The sequence below is a fragment of the Aestuariibacter sp. GS-14 genome (genome assembly GCF_006494365.1).
Classification (GTDB): Bacteria; Pseudomonadota; Gammaproteobacteria; order Enterobacterales; family Alteromonadaceae; genus Alteromonas; species Alteromonas mangrovi.
The window spans coordinates 33,626-51,417 of sequence record NZ_VHIP01000002.1 but is presented as its reverse complement, the minus strand read 5'-3'; the positions used below and the strand labels follow the sequence as shown (position 1 = coordinate 51,417).

Below are 17,792 nucleotides of genomic sequence, written 5' to 3'. Positions count from 1 at the left end.
GATTGACCAAATTACATTTCTTTTACATTTACTGTTAAATACAAAGACCATGCCAACATCCAGAATTCAGGGTGATGCCCAGTTTACGGGGTGTAACGGGTAACGTGACAAGTACCCATACCACAATTATGGTTAACAACTTTCCATAATTAATAAAATTCGAAAAGCATCCTTTCAAATTCAGCAAGATTTATGTGTTGCGTCGTATAATTCCCAAAGCAACTGTTTTTCCAGCCAGAACATCGGAGGCGTTTGAAAATGATGAGCAAGGCGCAGTGCGGTGTCGGCAGAAATAGCACGTTGTCCTTTTATAATTTCATGAACTCGGCGGCGGGATACTCCGAGCACGCGAGCCAATTCAGATTGGCTAATACCCAGAGGGGTTAAATAACAACGTTCCAGAAACATACCTGGATGTTCGGGCTTTCGACCGGTAAAACGAAGCCCGGAGCCAGGCAGATTGACGTTTCGAGATTCCGTCATGCGTATTTCTGTTATTGAGTGAAAGGAATGGGGGCGCAGGCAGGTCGACAATTCCACCCGCACCCCACTGAGGAGCTTAGTCTGGCTTATCGTCTTTAAACATCCGCCAGCCGCTGATCATGGTAGAGATCAGGCTTTGGCGTGACATGATGTCTTCGCGAATCGCCACATAAACATGGATCATAATAAACGTAATCAGATACCACATGCCCAGTCTGTGCCAGGTATGGACATCCTGACTCTGACCAAACAGCGGGATCACCCAGCCGAATAACGTATCCTGCCAGCTACCCTGCCCGGCACCTTCGCTGTACAGGGCAAAGCCGGTTACGATCATGAAAATCATGCCAAGGATAAAGAAAAAGAACATCCCTAACTGTGCAAGCGGATTGTGACCGATGTACTTCTTGGGCGTTTTTTCCATAAACAGGTACCAGCGCATCTCGTGCCATACCTCTTTCCACCAGGCTTTCACAAAGAACTTGGGAAAGAACAGTTCACGGGAGTGATGGTTTCCCACCAGCGCCCAGTACAAACGGCCAATAAAGCCGATAGTCACGATATACGCTGCCGCAAAGTGAGCAAACCGTATATAACCCATTAAAAAGTTATCACTGGCTTCACCCGGTAAGGTCGGTAATGGCTGACCAATAAAATATCCGGTGATACACAGGGTAATGATGGAAAATACCGTTACCCAGTGCCACAACCGCACTGGCGCTTCGTACACGTACACCGCCGTTTGACGACGGGTAATGACCTTCTCTTCACCACTATGGTTGTTGTCGGTCAGGTCTTTTCTCTTAACTGACGTAGACATAGTTGAGTCTCCCGTGAGCGCAAGCGCTTAACGAATTTTCACGTTGGTCAGCTCCTGACCATCTTCGCTCATAACGTGCGTAGAACAGGCCAGGCACGGATCAAAGCTGTGTAAGGTTCGCAGGATTTCAACCGGCTCGTCAGGACGTTCCATTGGCGTGTTAAGCAGCGATGCTTCAAATGCCCCAATATTGCCTTCAGAGTCACGCGGAGAACCATTCCAGGTGGTTGGTACCACTGCCTGATAGTTCTCGATCTTGCCGTCTTTAATTTTAATCCAGTGACCCAACGCCCCGCGCGGCGCTTCGTTGGTTCCCACCCCTTTCGCCTCTTTCGGCCAGGTCTTTGGATCCCATTTTTCAACGTTAGCCGTAGAGGTATCACCGTTTTTAATGTTGTTCACCAATTGATGCCAGTCGTCCAGCATGGAATCCACGCACAGTTCAGAACACAGTGCACGGGCCAGCGTGCGGCCAAGCGTTGATGGCAAGAATTGCTTGAGGCCCAAATCCATGCCCGTCGCCTGGTTAAACGCCGACAATGAACGGTCCACCTGGTCCTGAACATATTCTTTGCCTGACGCGTAAGCGACGATATAGCGTGCCAGTGGACCCACTTCCATGGCGTGACCTTTCCAGCGAGGTGCTTTTATCCAACTGTACTTGGCGCTTTCGTCCAACTCTTTAATATTCGTTTTCGTGCCCTTGAAGTTTGGACCCAACTCGAATTTTGCTTCGGTTTCACCATCCCACGGATGCAGGCCTTTCGCCCCGTTGGCGTACTGATACCAGCTGTGATCAACGAACTCCTGAATTTCATTCGGGTCGCGAACATCAACCGGATGGACTTCATCCCAGTTGCCATTAATGATGGCGCCGGCGGGTAACAAGTCGGTAGATTTGTCACCCGGAACCACGGTATGTGTGCCGTAACACAGTACGTTAGACGCCGCCAGTCCACCACCGTGCAGCCAGTCTTTGTAAAGCGTGGCAATGGCAATAACATCCGGGATATACACATTTTTAATAAAGGCTTCCGCTTCGCGGATACGCTCTAGTACAAAGTTCAGGCTGGTCATATTTACCGGTGCACCTGAAGAGCCAGTGCCATCCAGATTTATTGCACACGGTACACCACCCACCATAAAGTTCGGGTGTGGGTTTTTGCCGCCGAAGATCGTATGGATCTTGACGATTTCTTTCTGCATATCCAGCGCTTCAAGGTAATGCGCCACGGCCATTAAGTCCGCTTCTGGTGGTAGTTTATAAGCCGGATTACTCCAGTAACCGTTGGCAAACAAGCCCAACTGACCACTTTCGATGAACTTTTTAATACGGGTTTGTACATCGCGGAAGTAACCCGGACTCGACATTGGATGAGTCGGGGATACTTTCTGTTGCAGTGCGGAGGTTGCCTTGGGATCCGCTTTTAATGCATTTACCGGGTTTACCCAGTCCAGTGCATGTAAATGATAGAAGTGCACGACGTGGTCGTGGATGTTTAGCGTTTTATCCATCAAATGACGGATAAGATGCGCGTTTAAAGGAATATTGATGCCTAATGCATCTTCTACGGCCCTGACACTGGTCAGCGCGTGACAGCCGGTACACACCCCACAAATACGTTCTACGAACGCCCAGGCATCACGTGGATCGCGACCTTTCAGAATCACTTCCAGACCACGCCACATGGTGCCTGTTGATACGGCGTTGCGGATGATATTGTTTTCATCAACATTCACCTCACAGCGCATGTGACCTTCGATCCGGGTAACCGGATCCACCACAATACGGCGTCCTGAGCTGTCTAATAATTTTGAATTTAACGGCGTATTCATTATTCTTATTCTCCCTTGTGCTGCGCGCGTTTTATCGCACTAACGGCAGCATGTGCAGCGATGGCCGCGCCAACACCACCCGCAACGGCAGTGCCTACTTCATCGGCATTCGATTCAATGCCAAACTGATTAATGTCGGTTAAACGGTCGTAGAAGGAGCCCTTGTCCCAAAAACCGTCTTCTGAGCAGCCGATACAACCGTGACCTGCCTGAATAGGGAATGATGTTCCTTCGTTCCAGCGTACTGTTGAACAGGCGTTATACGTAGTTGGCCCTTTACAACCTACTTTGTAGAGGCAGTAACCTTTGCGAGCGCCCTCGTCATCCCACTGCTCCACAAACTGGCCGGCATCGAAATGCGGACGGCGGTAACACTTATCGTGAATACGCTGGCTGTAGAACATCTTTGGACGACCCTGGCGGTCGAGTTCTGGCACTTTGCCAAAGGTCAGCATGTAGGTAATGACACCAGTCATCACCTCTGCGATAGGCGGACAGCCCGGCACTTTGATTATCGGTTTATCGGTAATCACCTTGTGGATGGGTACAGCCTGCGTCGGATTGGGACGCGCAGCCTGTACACACCCCCAAGATGCACAGGACCCCCAGGCAATGATCGCCGCCGCATCTTTTGCAGCGTGCTTCAGCTGATCTAAAAACGGCTTACCGCCAACAATACAGAACATGCCATCTTCGTTAAGTGGTGGATTTCCTTCCACTGCCAGAATGTACTTGCCCTTGTATTTTTGCATGGTTTCTTCAAGAATCGCTTCCGCCTGATGACCGGCAGAAGCCATCAACGTATCGTCGTAATCCAGCGAGATCATCGACAAAACAACATCTTTAACGAGGGGATGGGCGGAGCGAATAAACGACTCAGAACAACAAGTACACTCCAGACCGTGCAGCCACAACACGGGCGTCCGTTCCTTGGTTTCCATCGCGTGCGCGATGCGCGGAGCAAAGGCGGGCCCTAGCCCAAGAGCAGCAGCCGTTAAACTGCAATATTTTAGAAAACTACGACGGGTAATCCCCTGTCGACGCATAACTTCATAAAAGGTCTCTAATTGGGACATCTGGTCCTCCGGCAGTGATACCCGCTGAAGAAGCACTTACGCCAAATTTGCACAGCCTGTGGAGTCTGGTCTTGAGTTCTGATGTAAGCAATTTCAGCTATTATTGTTGTAATGTTCACATGCTGCTCTGCAAACACCAGACCAAAAATAATAACCATTAAATAACAATGACTTAATGCATTACAGTAGGGATAAGTGAAAAGCTAATTCACCTTTGGAGAGAAAAACGGAAGGTGTGTTTACACCTGGTTAACCCACTAACCAAGTGTAGATTGAGCGAGGGTCACTAACGCCTGACCAAAAGCAATCCCCCCATCATTGGCAGGCAAGGTTTTGTGGGTCAAAACAGTCAATCCCTGAGATTCCAGGCCAGTAATCAACCCATGAAACACCAATTGGTTTTGCATGACACCGCCCGATAGCGCCACCGCGTCAAATTCATACTCTTGTCGCAGATGATCGGTCATCGTAAGCAGTGCGTCCACAAAACCACGGTGGAAAGCGGCGGCAATACAGGCTTTATCACGGCCACTTGAGAGATCGTCCAATAGTGATTTCCACAGTAAAGCGGTGTTAATCAGGTTATTGTCGACGCTAAAAACATAGGGATCGGACTCAGCGGTGCACTGCCCGGCCAGCGTTTCCAATTGAATCGCTGCCTGCCCCTCGTAGCTGATATTGTCAGCCGAACATCCCAACGCCGCCGCTACGGCATCAAACAAGCGACCGGCGGAGCTGGTAATGGGCACGTTCAGTCCCTTCTCCAGCATCATCTCAAATGTTTGACACACTGGTGAACCCAGTTGTGGGATGATATTGGCAAAAGCAGTAATTTCCATTGCTGAGTAATGCTGACGAAGCTGTGCATACAAACACCGCCAGGGAGATTTTATAGCCTGCGCACCGCCAATAAGAGGAAACGGCGTAATTGAACCCACGCGTTCCATTGAGTGGTAGTCGCCGTACAGGAACTCTCCGCCCCACAAACTACCATCGGTTCCAAAACCAGTGCCATCCAGACAAATACCCAACACTTTTGGTGCGGTTCGCGGATATTGGTTATCCCCGAGGCAAGACGCAATGTGCGCGTGATGATGCTGTACCTTAAATAATGTCTTCCCTTGTTCAACCAGACTTTCTGCGTGTTTGGTAGACAGATATTCCGGATGCATATCACAGGCATAACGCTGGCTGTTAATATCGTACAACGACGTAAACAATGTTTGAGTATGCAGATACTGATCGAAGGTACTGGCATCGTGCAGGTCGCCCAAATGTTGCGTCACGATGGCTTTATTACCTTTCACCATACAAACCGTGTTCTTTAATTGCCCTCCCAGAGCAACCAGCGGTTCTTCCGCACTGAACCCGGGGGGTAATGGCAGACTTGTCGGCGCATAACCTCTTGCGCGCCTGAAAAGCTGGACGCCTTTGATGTCTGCTAACACCACCGAATCATCCAGTCGGTTGTGAATTGGCCTGTTGTGCAATAGCAGCAAGTCGGCAATGTCTTGCAATTGCTCTCTGGCATCGTGGTTAGTGATCGCTTGGGGCGAACCAGACCGATTGCCACTGGTCATCACCACGGGTATGTCCAGATGCACCATAAGTAACCAGTGAATGGGCGAATAAGGCAACATAAACCCAAGCATGCCCGTATCGGGTGCGACGGACGTTGCTATGGACGGTAGTATGGGCGGGGGTATGGAGGGTGCTATGGCCGGTGGAATGGATGGTACGATGGGGCGAGATAACGGATCTGAGATACGTTTTGGCATTAACACCACAGGTGCGGCCGGGCTGGAAAGCATGGCTTCTGCATGCTCAGACACAATGACATATTGCTTAATTGCCTCGGTAGATTGCGCCATTAATGCCAACGCTTTACCGGGGCGATGTTTGCGTACTCTTAATTGTTGGACGGCCTGCTCATTAGTGGCATCACACACCAAATGCATCCCACCAATGCCTTTCACTGCGACAATCTTGCCGTCTTTGATGGCTGCTGCCAGCACGGCAAACGGATCGGCGGCAGGAATAACGCTACCGTCTGATGATTCGAGCACACACTGAGGCCCGCAGTCCGGGCAAGCATTGGGTTGGGCGTGAAAGCGTCTGTCGGCCGGATTATCATATTCGCGCTGACAGGCATCACAAAGGTCGAATTCCGCCATTGTGGTTGACGCCCTGTCATACGGGATATGCTTAATAATACTCAGCCGCGGGCCACAGTTTGTGCAGTTTATAAAGGGATAGCCATAACGGCGATCGCTACTATTGTGAAGCTCTGACAGACAGTCAGTGCAAGTCGCCGAATCTGGTGCACAACCGGTACTCACTTCACCGGTTTGTGATGCAACAATATGAAAGCCACTGAATTCGGTGAAGCTCGCAGGCGCTGTAGTCACAGACTCTATAACAGCCAAAGGAGGATGTTCATTGCAGAGTCGCGCAGCAAAGCGTTCCGTTATTTCCGCGTTTGCAAGAATTTCAATCGTTACGCCCGCTGCATCGTTAAACACCTGACCGGCCAGCGCCATATCATTGGCTAATTGCCAGACAAATGGGCGAAATCCAACGCCCTGCACCACGCCACTAACGCGAAGCCTGCTTCCATTACACTGTGACACTAATGCACCGTACAGGCCATACAAGGATCAAATGAGCGGACAATGTGCTGAACTGATACTGGCGTTTTCTCGCCATCTATCACTGGCGCTCCCACCACCGCTTGTTCTAACGCACCGGGTTGCCCCGCCAAATCACGTGGAGAAAAATTCCAGCTGGTTGGCGCAATAATCTGATAGTTAGCAATTTTACCTTGCTTCACTTCAAGCCAATGACCCAGCGAACCTCTGGCGGCTTCAACAAGGCCTACACCAGATGCTTCAGACGGCATGTCACCGTGGTGACAAAATGGCGCTTTTGGATCGATCTGTTTCACCCACAGTTCCATTTGTGGCACCACAATAGCAATTTCCAGCAAGCGGGCAACAATGCGTGAAAACACATTTGCGCCATTGCGACCCACTAAATCCTTCGCCAGTGAATGGCCATTAATCACCTGTCGGGCTAATGGCCCCACCTCCATAACCTGCTGATTAAGGCGTGGTGATTTACACCAACTGTAGCCTGCTTCGTTATCAAGCGAAGGTACCGTTACACCTTGCGCGGGGAAATGACTCTTATGCGATTCGCTCATCCAACTGTGCGCATGGTCTTCGGTAATATCCTGCGTATCCAAAGGCACTGATGTGCCGCCGAACACACAGCCTTGTTTCCAAAGGTTCTTGCCGTGAACACGATAAGCGCCATAACTCAGGAACTGATCTGTTGCCCGCCCTAAAGCCTGTAATTCGAGCGAACGCGAGATGTGCAAAAACCGCCTGAAGTCGCTGGATTGCCAGGGCTGTTGCTCATGCCAGGCCCAAAGTTCTTTCTCACTGGATAGCTGTGCAATCGTCGCCAGCTCATCGCCGAACAGGGTAGTTTCCAGAAACTGTTTAAAACTGCCGATGATAGCAAGTAAACGGATCCGCTCTTTTGCTTCGATAGCCTTCGCTACTCCACCCGGCTGTAGGCTTAAGGTGTGAGGCCACTTACCCGCCATTATGCCCATAAGATGCAGGAAATCAGCTCTGGCTGGTAGCATTTGTGCAGATGCTGTGCCTGAAGTGGATTTAAATCGTGCGTAAATAGGTTCGAACCAGTCTTGCTGTTGATATACGTCGCGAGCAAAGTCCGGCATGAAAAACAAATAAAAATGCGTAAGTAAATCTGTAATATTTTCGTTAGCCAATACCAGATTCGTACACAACTCGCCGTTTAGCGGCATGCTCAACTGCATGGCATCCGCCAGCGCCCTTGCACTGGCTACTGATTGAGTCACTGAACAAATACCGCAAATTCGGGGCGTATACACCAGCGCATCCATGGGCTTGTGGCCTAATAGGATACGCTCAAACCCGCGGTAAAGCGGTGAGTTCACTTCAGCACTGACAACTTTATTTTCGGCTATGTCCAAGGTGATTTCCAAATCACCCTCAACCCGGTTAAACGGTCCGGCAACAATACGGCTCATAAATGGCTCTTAGTCTTTGCGCTTGTGAATAGTGGGAGGGTAAATTAATTGCTCTGAAATGGCATTCTTTTTTAACCGCTCCGGCGTGGCCGCTTTCGACAGTGAAGCTAACGCCACAAACCAGGCTTTAGGCATATCGGTAGGTAAACCAACCGGTATGCCAGCCACTTTAGGCGTTTTGCAGAAACTGTGTCCCGGCTCTTCAAATTCTGGCGCGGTACAGTTAATACAAGGATAGCCACCGTTGGTGCAGGAGCCCTGCCCGTTCCACGGCCGGGTATTGCAGTCAGCATGAGCCTGAGTGCCTTTACAGCCCATATTCTCCATCATGCAGCCACGATCGCCCATGTCTACCGCACTGGCTTTGTATTCGTAAAATTCATTGCGGGAACACCCATGATGTACCAGATGATCCGCATACATCCGAGGACGACCAAACTTGTCCAGATTGTCATCCTGGTGCTCGCCCAGCGCAATGCTCATAAGGGTTTCTGTGACCCAATCAGGATGGGTTGGACAGCCAGCGATATTGACAACCTGCTGACCACTGCCAGACACAAAATCGTTACCTAACAAGCCGCCACGAATCTCACCATCATATTGCAGACCGGTAGCATCCGTATCGTTAGCGCCTGCGGCAGTTATACCGCCATAGGCTGCGCAAGACCCTACCGCTACGGTATAAGTTGCCTTTTCAGCGAGTGCTTTTACCCATTCAATCATGGGCTTTCCTGTTCCCCCCATAATGTGGAACTTGCCGGTTCCGAGGGGGCCGGTCATCATCGAGCCTTCAATACACAGAATATCCAGTGAAATATCGCCGGCAAGAATACCATCCAGCATTTCGATACATTCGTGCCCACTCGCTTCACTTAACGATGGATGCCACAACAGGTTAATCCCGGCGTTTTCAAATAGGCTGAGGAGGTTCGGCGATTCGGCGTTTAACAATGACATCGAACAGCCGCCACAACCGCCTGATTGCAACCATAACAAGTTAAGCACTAACTGACTCCTGGTTAGGTAGGTAAACGCTGGCTACTACGCCACCGTCTGGCCGGTTTTCAATACTCAACTCACCATCGTGCTGTGAAACAATGCCATAACTGATTGATAAACCTAATCCTGTACCCATGCCCACTGGCTTTGTGGTGTAGAAAGGCTCAAAAATCTGTGCCGAATCCTTGTCGCTAATCCCCGGTCCGGTGTCTGTTACCACCAGCATTACACCAACGTTGTCTGCCTTTGCACTTAAACCTAAACAACGAACAGGACTTTCCGCCATAGCATCAACAGCATTTTCAATTAAATTCACCACAACCTGATGTATCTGGCCTGCATGACCATAGGCGTTAAGTGGATTGGGTAACTGATCGTCAATATCTACAGTAAACCGGGTTTCCTTCATAATCCAATGCAAAGCGGTATGCACGACATGGCGCAAATCAAATAAGGCTTTCTCGGATACCTGCGTGGAAGAAAACTGGCGCAAGTCATTAACAATCTCTTTGACTCTGTCGGCCCCTTCCATTGTGCCATCGACCAGCGAGTTGAGATCTTTTATGGCTTTATCCAGCCGCAGTTGCTCTCGCATATCGCGCAGTTTGTCACGGCTTTCCCCTTGAGCAACCGCATCAAAGTAGGTGCTGAGTTTGTCGGTATACCGGCGCAGTACATGCATATTGCCATAAACAAAGCTAATGGGATTATTCAGCTCATGAGCAACACCAGCAACAAGGCGACCAAGTGACGCCATTTTCTCAGACTGAATCAACCGTTGTTGTGCAATTTGGAGTTCCGCGTGGGCGGTATTCAGTTCTTTGTAGGCACGTTGAAGTTCGCCCAGCGCCCTGCCTACCAACACCATGCCAACACTTTTGCCACGGTGGTTTAGTCTTGCCGTACAGTTTACCGACAACGGCACCTTGCCGTCTTTGCCTTGAATTTCTATTTCAAAATCGCGGATGGGCTGCGCCTGTATTCTGGCTCTGAAGGTCTGAAATTTTTCGCGGTAATCTTCGTCTATAAAGGTCAGTAATGACCGTCCGAGCAAGGCCTCCTGAGCTTCTCCAACCAGTTCGGTGAGCGCGCGATTCACGCCCTCAATTACCCCATCATTATCGCAAACAATTAACACGTCATTCATTGCACTTTGAATACTGTCAGAAAAACTCTTGGCTTCTTCTAACTCAACATTCTTTTGTTCAACTTCCACCTGTGAATGCACCAGATCAGCATACGCCTCATCCATCTTCTGGATAACACTGACCCAGGCATCCTCGCTCTGGATACTTTGTAATGACAGTGTGTTTAATGAATCACTCATACCGGCAACGTGTGGTTCCTCATAGCGGCACTATACCGTTTATTTGTCTTGCGAGTAAACCTGTGCAGATCCATTAGCGATTTTGTTAAAAACAAAAAACCCGCCAGAAGGCGGGTTTTTTAAACGTCTACTGTAATCCAGAAATTACTTAGCCGCTTTACGCGCTTTTGCTTCTTCGATTACTTTCTCAGATACGTTTTGTGGACATTGTGAGTAGTGGCTGAATTCCATAGAGAACTGACCACGACCTGACGTAATAGTACGCAGGTGACCAATGTAACCAAACATCTCTGACAGAGGTACGTCAGCTTTAACGCGAACACCTGTTGCGCCAGCTTCTTGATCTTTGATCATACCGCGACGACGGTTCAGGTCACCAATCACGTCACCTACGTTGTCATCCGGAGAGAACACGTCAACTTTCATGATTGGCTCAAGGATCTGAGGACCCGCTTTTGGCATAGACTGACGGAATGCACCTTTCGCTGCAATTTCGAACGCGATTGCTGATGAGTCAACTGCGTGGAAACCACCGTCAAACAGCTCAACCTCAACGTCCAGTACCGGATAACCAGCCAATGGACCCGCACCCATCATAGACTTAAAGCCTTTCTCGATGGCTGGGAAGAATTCCTTAGGAACGTTACCACCCACAACGGTAGACTTGAACGTAAAGCCAGAGTTAGTTTCTCCTGGACGGATGCGGTAATCAATCTTACCGTACTGACCAGAACCACCAGACTGCTTCTTGTGCGTGTAGCTATCTTCAACTGCTTGCGTGATAGTTTCACGATAAGCAACCTGAGGCTGACCAACTAACAGCTCTACGCCGTAAGTACGCTTCAGAATGTCTACTTTGATGTCTAAGTGCAGCTCACCCATACCTTTCAGGATGGTTTCGCCAGAATCTTCATCAGTTTCAACCTGGAACGTTGGATCTTCTGCTACCAGTTTACCGATAGCAATAGACATCTTCTCGTTTGCGCCTTTGTCTTTTGGCTTAACAGCAATAGAGATTACCGGCTCAGGGAAAATCATTGGCTCAAGTGTACAAGGTTTGTTTGGATCACACAGAGTGTGACCAGTTTGTACGTTCTTCATACCTACGATTGCGATGATGTCACCAGCTTGAGCAGATTGCAGTTCTGTACGCTCGTTCGCGTGCATTTCTACCATGCGGCCAACACGTTCTGTTTTACCTGTTGCAGAGTTCAGGATGGTATCACCCTTCTTCAGCTTACCAGAGTAAATACGTACGAAAGTCAGGGCACCGAAACGGTCGTCCATGATCTTAAACGCTAACGCGCGGAACGGCTCGTCTTCAGACACAATGGCTTTTTGACCAGTAGGTTCACCTGTTTCTTCGTCAGTCAAATCCTGTGGATCAACTTCGGTTGGGTTTGGCAGGAAGTCAACAACCGCATCCAGAACTAACTGAATACCTTTGTTTTTGAACGCTGAACCACAGTAAGTTGGGAAGAATGCCAGGTCACGTGTACCTTTGCGAATACAACGCTTCAGGTCTTCCAGAGACGGCTCTTCGCCATCCATGTAAGCCATCATTACTTCGTCGTCCTGCTCAACAGCAGTTTCGATCATTTGCTCGCGGAATTCCTGAGCTTTTTCAACCATATCAGCAGGAATATCAACAATTTCGTAGTTTTCTGGCAGACCTGAGTCATCCCAAATGTACGCTTTCATGTCCAACAGGTTAACAACACCTTTGAACTGATCTTCGATACCGATTGGCAGAGTCATTACTAACGGGTTAGCCGCCAGTACTTTTTTAACCTGTCCAACAACGCGGTAGAAGTCTGCACCCATACGGTCCAGTTTGTTTACGAAGATTACACGCGCAACTTCTGAATCGTTAGCATAGCGCCAGTTGGTTTCAGACTGTGGCTCAACGCCGCCTGAACCACAGAAAACACCGATACCACCATCCAATACTTTCAGTGAACGGTAAACTTCAACGGTGAAGTCAACGTGTCCGGGAGTATCGATGATGTTCATGCGGTGGTTTTTCCAGAAACAGGTAGTCGCAGCAGACTGGATAGTAATACCGCGCTCAGCTTCCTGTTCCATAAAGTCAGTCGTTGACTCACCGTCGTGTACTTCACCGGTTTTATGGATTTTACCGGTAAGTTTCAAAATACGTTCTGTAGTGGTGGTTTTACCCGCGTCTACGTGGGCGAAAATACCAATGTTTCTGTAAAGGGATAAGTCTGCCATTAGTTCACTTTCAATAGGTTCAGAATAAAAAAACGGCGGGATTATAAAGGATTTCGCTACCAGATTTACAGTCCTTTATGAAAAAAGACTGCAACTAATCTGAAGAAATCGATTCTTACCCCACCTAACCTGATGATATATCATCATAAATTCTTATAAAGCACGAATTACTGTTACGGTCACTTCGTCTCTATCATGGTAAAGATGCCGGACAATCATACTCGCCCGAATCTTTTGCTCAGCCAGTTGCGCCTTCACCGACTGAATCGCGGCGTATACGGTCTCATATCGCCGTTTCATCGGCAACTTTAAGTTAAATATGGCGTGATTTGTCCAGCCTTTGCACAACCAGCTGGCCATTAAATCGGCAACCCGATCTGGCTTTTCAATCATATCACACACCAGCAATTCTACCTGACCAAATTTTGGCTTATATTTAAATCCGTCTTCCGGACGGTAATCCACCAGCCCGGTAGCCATTAAATGTTCGGCCATTTTACCGTTATCTACCGCTTCCACGTGCATTTCGCGCGAGACCAACTGGTAAGTCCATCCTCCCGGACACGCACCAAGGTCTACCGCTCTGGCACCAGGACGGCAAATGGCTTCCCGTTGTTCATCGGTCAGCATGAGTAACAGCGCTTCTTCCAGTTTTAATGTAGAACGGCTGGGTGATTGCGACGGGAACTTCAACCTGCAAATTCCGTTGGCAAACGGACTGCGTCCACGTGCATCACTCACCCCGATAATACAGCGGTCGGTATCGGTAAAGAACACATGCATGGCAGGCAGCTTTGGCTGTTCAGCCTTAGTTAACCAGCCTTGCTTGCGAAACGCCTGGCGCATAGGTACCGCTATCTTTTTACACAGCTTAGCCAGCTCTTTGCCCGCTTCAGTATCAGCATGTTCAACAAATAGAAGACCACAACGCGGTACATCCGCTATCTCAGCCAAAGTGGCAATGATAGGGCCAATGCGATCGCTTTTATCCTGTATACCGACTTCACCCACAATTCGAAAAAGCTGCCGGGCGAATATAGTCTGATTAACAGGCAATGTATTCACGAGTGTTGCCGCATCGGCATCCTGATGGAATACAAATTTTACATAACCTTCATTGGCTTTAAACTGCGGATAGCCATACACTCCCTTGTCAGTGCCGAGAGCCAACAGCTCGTTCCCTAAATCGACTTCATAGCCAGGCCGACAATAGGCTAAAACACTACTCATTGGTTTCTGTTCCTTTTACGAAAGCGACAACCATACAAGTCCATCCCACCATTAAACACAATCCCCCCAGCGGGGTGACAGGCCCCAACCAGGTGTGACCGGTAAAAATCAATAAATACAGGCTGCCACTAAACAGCACTACACCAGCAATAAAACCTGCCACAGCACGGCTTAGCCAAACCTCACTGCCAAACGGGATTAATGCAGAGGCCAACAAAATCGCTAACGCGTGGTACATCTGGTATCGAACGGCAATCTCAAATGTATTGAGTGCGCCGCTGTCCAGTACCTGCTTAAGCCCATGTGCACCAAAGGCTCCCAGCACAACTGCTGTTAACCCCAGCACACCGCCAATGACTAAACGTGTTTTCATTGTTGTTCTCTAATAAATGTTGCACAGCGCTGCGCTGCGCTGGCGATATGTGCGGACTGTGTAAAACCACTGGCCTTACGCGGTTTAAAACTGTGATCACCATCGGTAAGATAGAGTGTACTGATACTCTCTGACAGTGAATAACCTTCAACTTCCTGCCGATTGCCAAACGTATCGCGCTCCCCCTGCACAATGAGCAGCGGTTTCTGAAACTGCTTCAAATGTTCCGTGCGCAGCTTCTCCGGCTTACCTGGCGGATGGAAAGGGTAGCCCAGCGCGATTACCCCGACAGCATCAGTATCATGAGCGATTAGCGTGGCAACACGTCCTCCCATACTCTTACCGCCAATAAATAAAGGCGCATCAGGCCATTTATGTAACGCTTGTTCAATCACATTCTTAAAATGTGCTTCGAGCTTCGGCATGCTGTCTGGTGGCCGCTTTTTACCGGCATCAGCTATCTGTGTCATGTATGGGAAATTAAAACGCACCACCCGCACATCCAGCTCGCTCAGTTGCGTGGCCATGTCCTGCATAAAATCCGATTCAGCTCCGGCCCCGGCGCCATGTGCCAGTAACAATGTTACTGTTGGAGTAGCTGATTCGGTAACCCACCAGTTACACATAGGCTTGTTCTTCTTTTACCAATTGCATTACCCAACTGCGAAATGCCGCAATTTTTCCCATATCAGCCTGTCCTTCATGACACACCATATAATAGGCGTCGCGGCTTTCCAGTTTTTCTTCAAACGGCATGATCAGTCGGCCCGCATCCAGTTCCGGTTTGGCCAGTACTGAATTACCCAGCGCTATGCCCTGCCCTAAGGCTGCCGCCTGCATCACCATCATCGAGTGACTGAATACCGGCCCCTGATTCACATTTACGCCAAATACGTGAAAGTGCTTCAACCACATTTTCCACATTGCACGGCTTGAATCGTGTAACAGAACATGATGTTTCAGATCAGCCAGGGAGTTTAACGGCTTGCTCCCCTGAAACAAACTGGGGGAACACAAAGGCGTTAAAAATTCTGTGTGTAACTTGTCGGCCTGAATGCCACTCCAGCGTCCGCGTCCATAATAAATAGCAACGTCGATATCGTCTGCCAGAAACCCTTCATCGAAATCCACGGCTTTAATTCGCACGTCAATATCCGGGTGAGCAATACTGAACTTACTGATCCTGGGCACCAGCCACTGGCTCGCAAAACTAGGGGGCGTGGCTACCGTAATGGCGCCTTTGCTACCTCTGGCCAACAAACGCTCAGTTGCATCCTGCAAGGATTTGAATATATCTTTGAGCTCTAAAAAATACGCCTGCCCTTCTTCCGTAAGCAACAAGGTGCGGTTTCTGCGAATAAACAGCTTCAGCGATAAGAAATCTTCGAGTGCCTTAATTTGATGGCTCACTGCCGCTTGTGTCACAAACAGTTCATCTGCTGCCCGGGTAAAGCTCAGATGGCGCGCGGCCGCCTCAAAGGACTTCAGGGCATTTAGTGGAGGGAGACGTCGGTGCATTGCAGCGCTATCCAGTATGACAAACAGGTGACAAACCCATTAATTTTTCTAATTTGAAACGTGTAATTTTTTTCATTTTTCAGCACCACAATTACTGTTTACTATTTACCCGAAATTAAAAAACCTCTTTAAAAGACAAGAGGTTAAAACTCATAAATATTGTTAAATTTTTACAATATTTATACAAACAATACTATTAATTTAATTAGGTGTGAATATGACTAAAACAATTTTAACAAACATCGCGCTAAGCGCGGTAATACTACCATTTTTTTCCAATGCCAGTGAAGTTACAACCGTTAATCCGGCGGTAACCCCTGCCGCTTTCACGATCACAGTTGAATTACCGACGCCGGTAATCGACACGTCGGTAAAAGTGCAAGCACAACAAAACCTGCTGACCGATCAGTTCAATCTGGAAAACATAGAAAAAGCGCTATTGGTAAATCTAAACGAAGCGCAACCAACGCTTAATTCGGCTACACGCGCTGAATAAAAACACCATTTCACACCTGCCGTATGCTCTGCAGTCATCTGCAGAGCATATCAGGTCGCGAAATTCTGCTAATTAGTTTGCACTGGTATCCAGTGGCGCAAACCCTTTCACCAGTTCGTCAAGCGCTTTCATTTGAGTCAGATACCCTTCCAACTTGGAAAGAGGTAACGCACACGGACCATCGCATTTAGCTTCATCCGGGTTCGGGTGAGATTCGATAAATAATCCAGCCAGGCCTAACGCCATACCACTTCGAGCCAGTTGAGCGGCTTGTGCACGACGACCATCGGCAGACGTTTCACGCCCCCCCGGCATTTGTAACGCATGTGTCGCATCGAAAATCACCGGCGCATATTCTTTCATAGCGTCCATACCCAGCATGTCTACTACCAGATTGTTATAGCCATAGCAGCTGCCACGCTCACACAGGATCACATTGTCATTACCCGCTTCACCTATCTTTTTAATGATATGGCGCATTTCGTGAGGAGCCAGGAATTGCGGCTTTTTCACGTTGATCACAGCACCTGTTTTTGCCATAGCAACCACAAGGTCTGTCTGTCGCGCCAAAAAGGCCGGTAATTGGATCACGTCTACTACTTCAGCAACGGGTGCAGCCTGATAGGGTTCATGGACATCGGTAATTAACGGTACGTTAAAGGTAGATTTGATTTCTTCAAAAATCTTCAGTCCTTCTTCCATACCCGGGCCGCGAAACGATGTAATAGACGAACGGTTGGCTTTATCAAAAGACGCTTTAAATACATAGGGAATATTGAGTTTTTGGCACACTTCAACGTAATGCTCAGCAATACGCATTGCCAGATCACGTGATTCCAGTACGTTCATACCGCCAAATAAAACAAATGGCTTATCATTCGCGACAGTGATGTTACCCACTGTAACCTGCGAAATTTGAGTCATGATAATGTGTCCTGTGAGGAGTAATATTTATAAAAAGAATACGGTTTTGGTTACAGCAATCTTAGCAGTAAGCGCCAGCACTACCAGGGCACCGGCAAATCCGCCCCATTTTTTAACTGCGGTGGTTGATTTCAGAGCTACCATGCCAAACAAAATATAGGCTATGACGCCAATTACCTTGGCCGTTAGCCAACCGTTAACTAACGGGTACTGAGATAAAATAATGCACAACCAGATAGCGCTTGCCAGCAAGACGGTATCAATAACGTGTGGAACGATCTTCACCCATTTTTTTTGCAAAAAATCCGGCTTGAGCTGGCCATAGATAAAACGAAAAACAAACAACAGCACACTGATTCCCACTGCGGTCATGTGCAGGTGCTTCGCCATCATGTAC

The 17,792-nt window shown here is 48.6% G+C and carries 16 protein-coding genes; 1 reads left to right on the top strand and 15 read right to left on the bottom strand.

Features of this window, described 5'->3' with window-relative positions; genetic code table 11:
• Positions 1-180 precede the first annotated feature (180 nt).
• From FJ444_RS03360 to FJ444_RS03300, 13 genes are all read right to left on the bottom strand, one after another.
• Positions 181-483: a HigA family addiction module antitoxin gene (locus FJ444_RS03360; RefSeq protein ID WP_140956514.1), complete on the bottom strand. Its 303-nt coding sequence runs from the start codon at positions 481-483 to the stop codon at positions 181-183.
• Positions 484-559: 76 nt separating this feature from the next.
• Positions 560-1,303, bottom strand: coding sequence for a Ni/Fe-hydrogenase, b-type cytochrome subunit (gene cybH / locus FJ444_RS03355; protein ID WP_140956513.1), 744 nt, complete (start codon positions 1,301-1,303; stop codon positions 560-562).
• 27 nt (positions 1,304-1,330) lie between these two features.
• Positions 1,331-3,139 carry a nickel-dependent hydrogenase large subunit gene (locus FJ444_RS03350; RefSeq protein ID WP_140956512.1) on the bottom strand — a complete coding sequence of 603 codons (1,809 nt, stop codon included), beginning with the start codon at positions 3,137-3,139 and terminating at the stop codon, positions 1,331-1,333.
• Between the two features lie 5 nt (positions 3,140-3,144).
• Complete coding sequence (locus FJ444_RS03345) at positions 3,145-4,215, bottom strand: hydrogenase small subunit (RefSeq protein WP_140956511.1); 1,071 nt, start codon at positions 4,213-4,215, stop codon at positions 3,145-3,147.
• 257 nt (positions 4,216-4,472) lie between these two features.
• Positions 4,473-6,845, bottom strand: a complete 2,373-nt coding sequence (locus tag FJ444_RS03340; protein WP_219993870.1) for a carbamoyltransferase HypF — start codon at positions 6,843-6,845, stop codon at positions 4,473-4,475.
• Positions 6,845-8,296: a nickel-dependent hydrogenase large subunit gene (locus tag FJ444_RS03335; RefSeq protein ID WP_140956510.1), complete on the bottom strand. Its 1,452-nt coding sequence runs from the start codon at positions 8,294-8,296 to the stop codon at positions 6,845-6,847. Before FJ444_RS03335 ends, FJ444_RS03340 begins: the two co-directional genes overlap by 1 nt.
• A gap of 9 nt (positions 8,297-8,305) precedes the next feature.
• Complete coding sequence (locus FJ444_RS03330; protein ID WP_219993869.1) at positions 8,306-9,301, bottom strand: hypothetical protein; 996 nt, start codon at positions 9,299-9,301, stop codon at positions 8,306-8,308.
• A complete protein-coding gene (locus FJ444_RS03325) occupies positions 9,294-10,622 on the bottom strand; it encodes an ATP-binding protein (protein ID WP_140956509.1) in 1,329 nt (442 codons plus the stop codon). Before FJ444_RS03325 ends, FJ444_RS03330 begins: the two co-directional genes overlap by 8 nt.
• Positions 10,623-10,766: 144 nt before the next feature.
• Entirely contained in the window at positions 10,767-12,854 is a 2,088-nt protein-coding gene (fusA, locus tag FJ444_RS03320; RefSeq protein ID WP_140956508.1) for an elongation factor G, read from the bottom strand.
• Positions 12,855-13,007: 153 nt separating this feature from the next.
• Complete coding sequence (gene rlmM, locus FJ444_RS03315; protein WP_140956507.1) at positions 13,008-14,084, bottom strand: 23S rRNA (cytidine(2498)-2'-O)-methyltransferase RlmM; 1,077 nt, start codon at positions 14,082-14,084, stop codon at positions 13,008-13,010.
• Positions 14,077-14,457 carry a DUF423 domain-containing protein gene (locus FJ444_RS03310; protein WP_140956506.1) on the bottom strand — a complete coding sequence of 127 codons (381 nt, stop codon included), beginning with the start codon at positions 14,455-14,457 and terminating at the stop codon, positions 14,077-14,079. Before FJ444_RS03310 ends, rlmM begins: the two co-directional genes overlap by 8 nt.
• Positions 14,454-15,083 (bottom strand): alpha/beta family hydrolase, encoded by a 630-nt coding sequence (locus FJ444_RS03305; protein WP_140956505.1) that lies wholly within the window; start codon positions 15,081-15,083, stop codon positions 14,454-14,456. Before FJ444_RS03305 ends, FJ444_RS03310 begins: the two co-directional genes overlap by 4 nt.
• Positions 15,076-15,975 (bottom strand): transcriptional regulator GcvA, encoded by a 900-nt coding sequence (locus tag FJ444_RS03300; protein WP_140956504.1) that lies wholly within the window; start codon positions 15,973-15,975, stop codon positions 15,076-15,078. The genes FJ444_RS03305 and FJ444_RS03300 overlap by 8 nt, the downstream gene beginning before the upstream one ends.
• 217 nt (positions 15,976-16,192) lie before the next feature.
• Between FJ444_RS03300 and FJ444_RS03295 the strand changes: the two genes are divergently transcribed.
• Positions 16,193-16,471, top strand: a complete 279-nt coding sequence (locus FJ444_RS03295; protein WP_140956503.1) for a hypothetical protein — start codon at positions 16,193-16,195, stop codon at positions 16,469-16,471.
• 72 nt (positions 16,472-16,543) lie between these two features.
• Here FJ444_RS03295 and kdsA read toward each other — a convergent pair whose 3' ends face one another.
• The gene (gene kdsA / locus FJ444_RS03290; RefSeq protein WP_140956502.1) at positions 16,544-17,395 is read right to left on the bottom strand and encodes a 3-deoxy-8-phosphooctulonate synthase; all 852 of its coding nucleotides are present in this window, start codon (positions 17,393-17,395) and stop codon (positions 16,544-16,546) included.
• 27 nt (positions 17,396-17,422) lie between these two features.
• Positions 17,423-17,788 carry a SirB2 family protein gene (locus FJ444_RS03285; RefSeq protein WP_255438953.1) on the bottom strand — a complete coding sequence of 122 codons (366 nt, stop codon included), beginning with the start codon at positions 17,786-17,788 and terminating at the stop codon, positions 17,423-17,425.
• Positions 17,789-17,792: the final 4 nt, after the last annotated feature.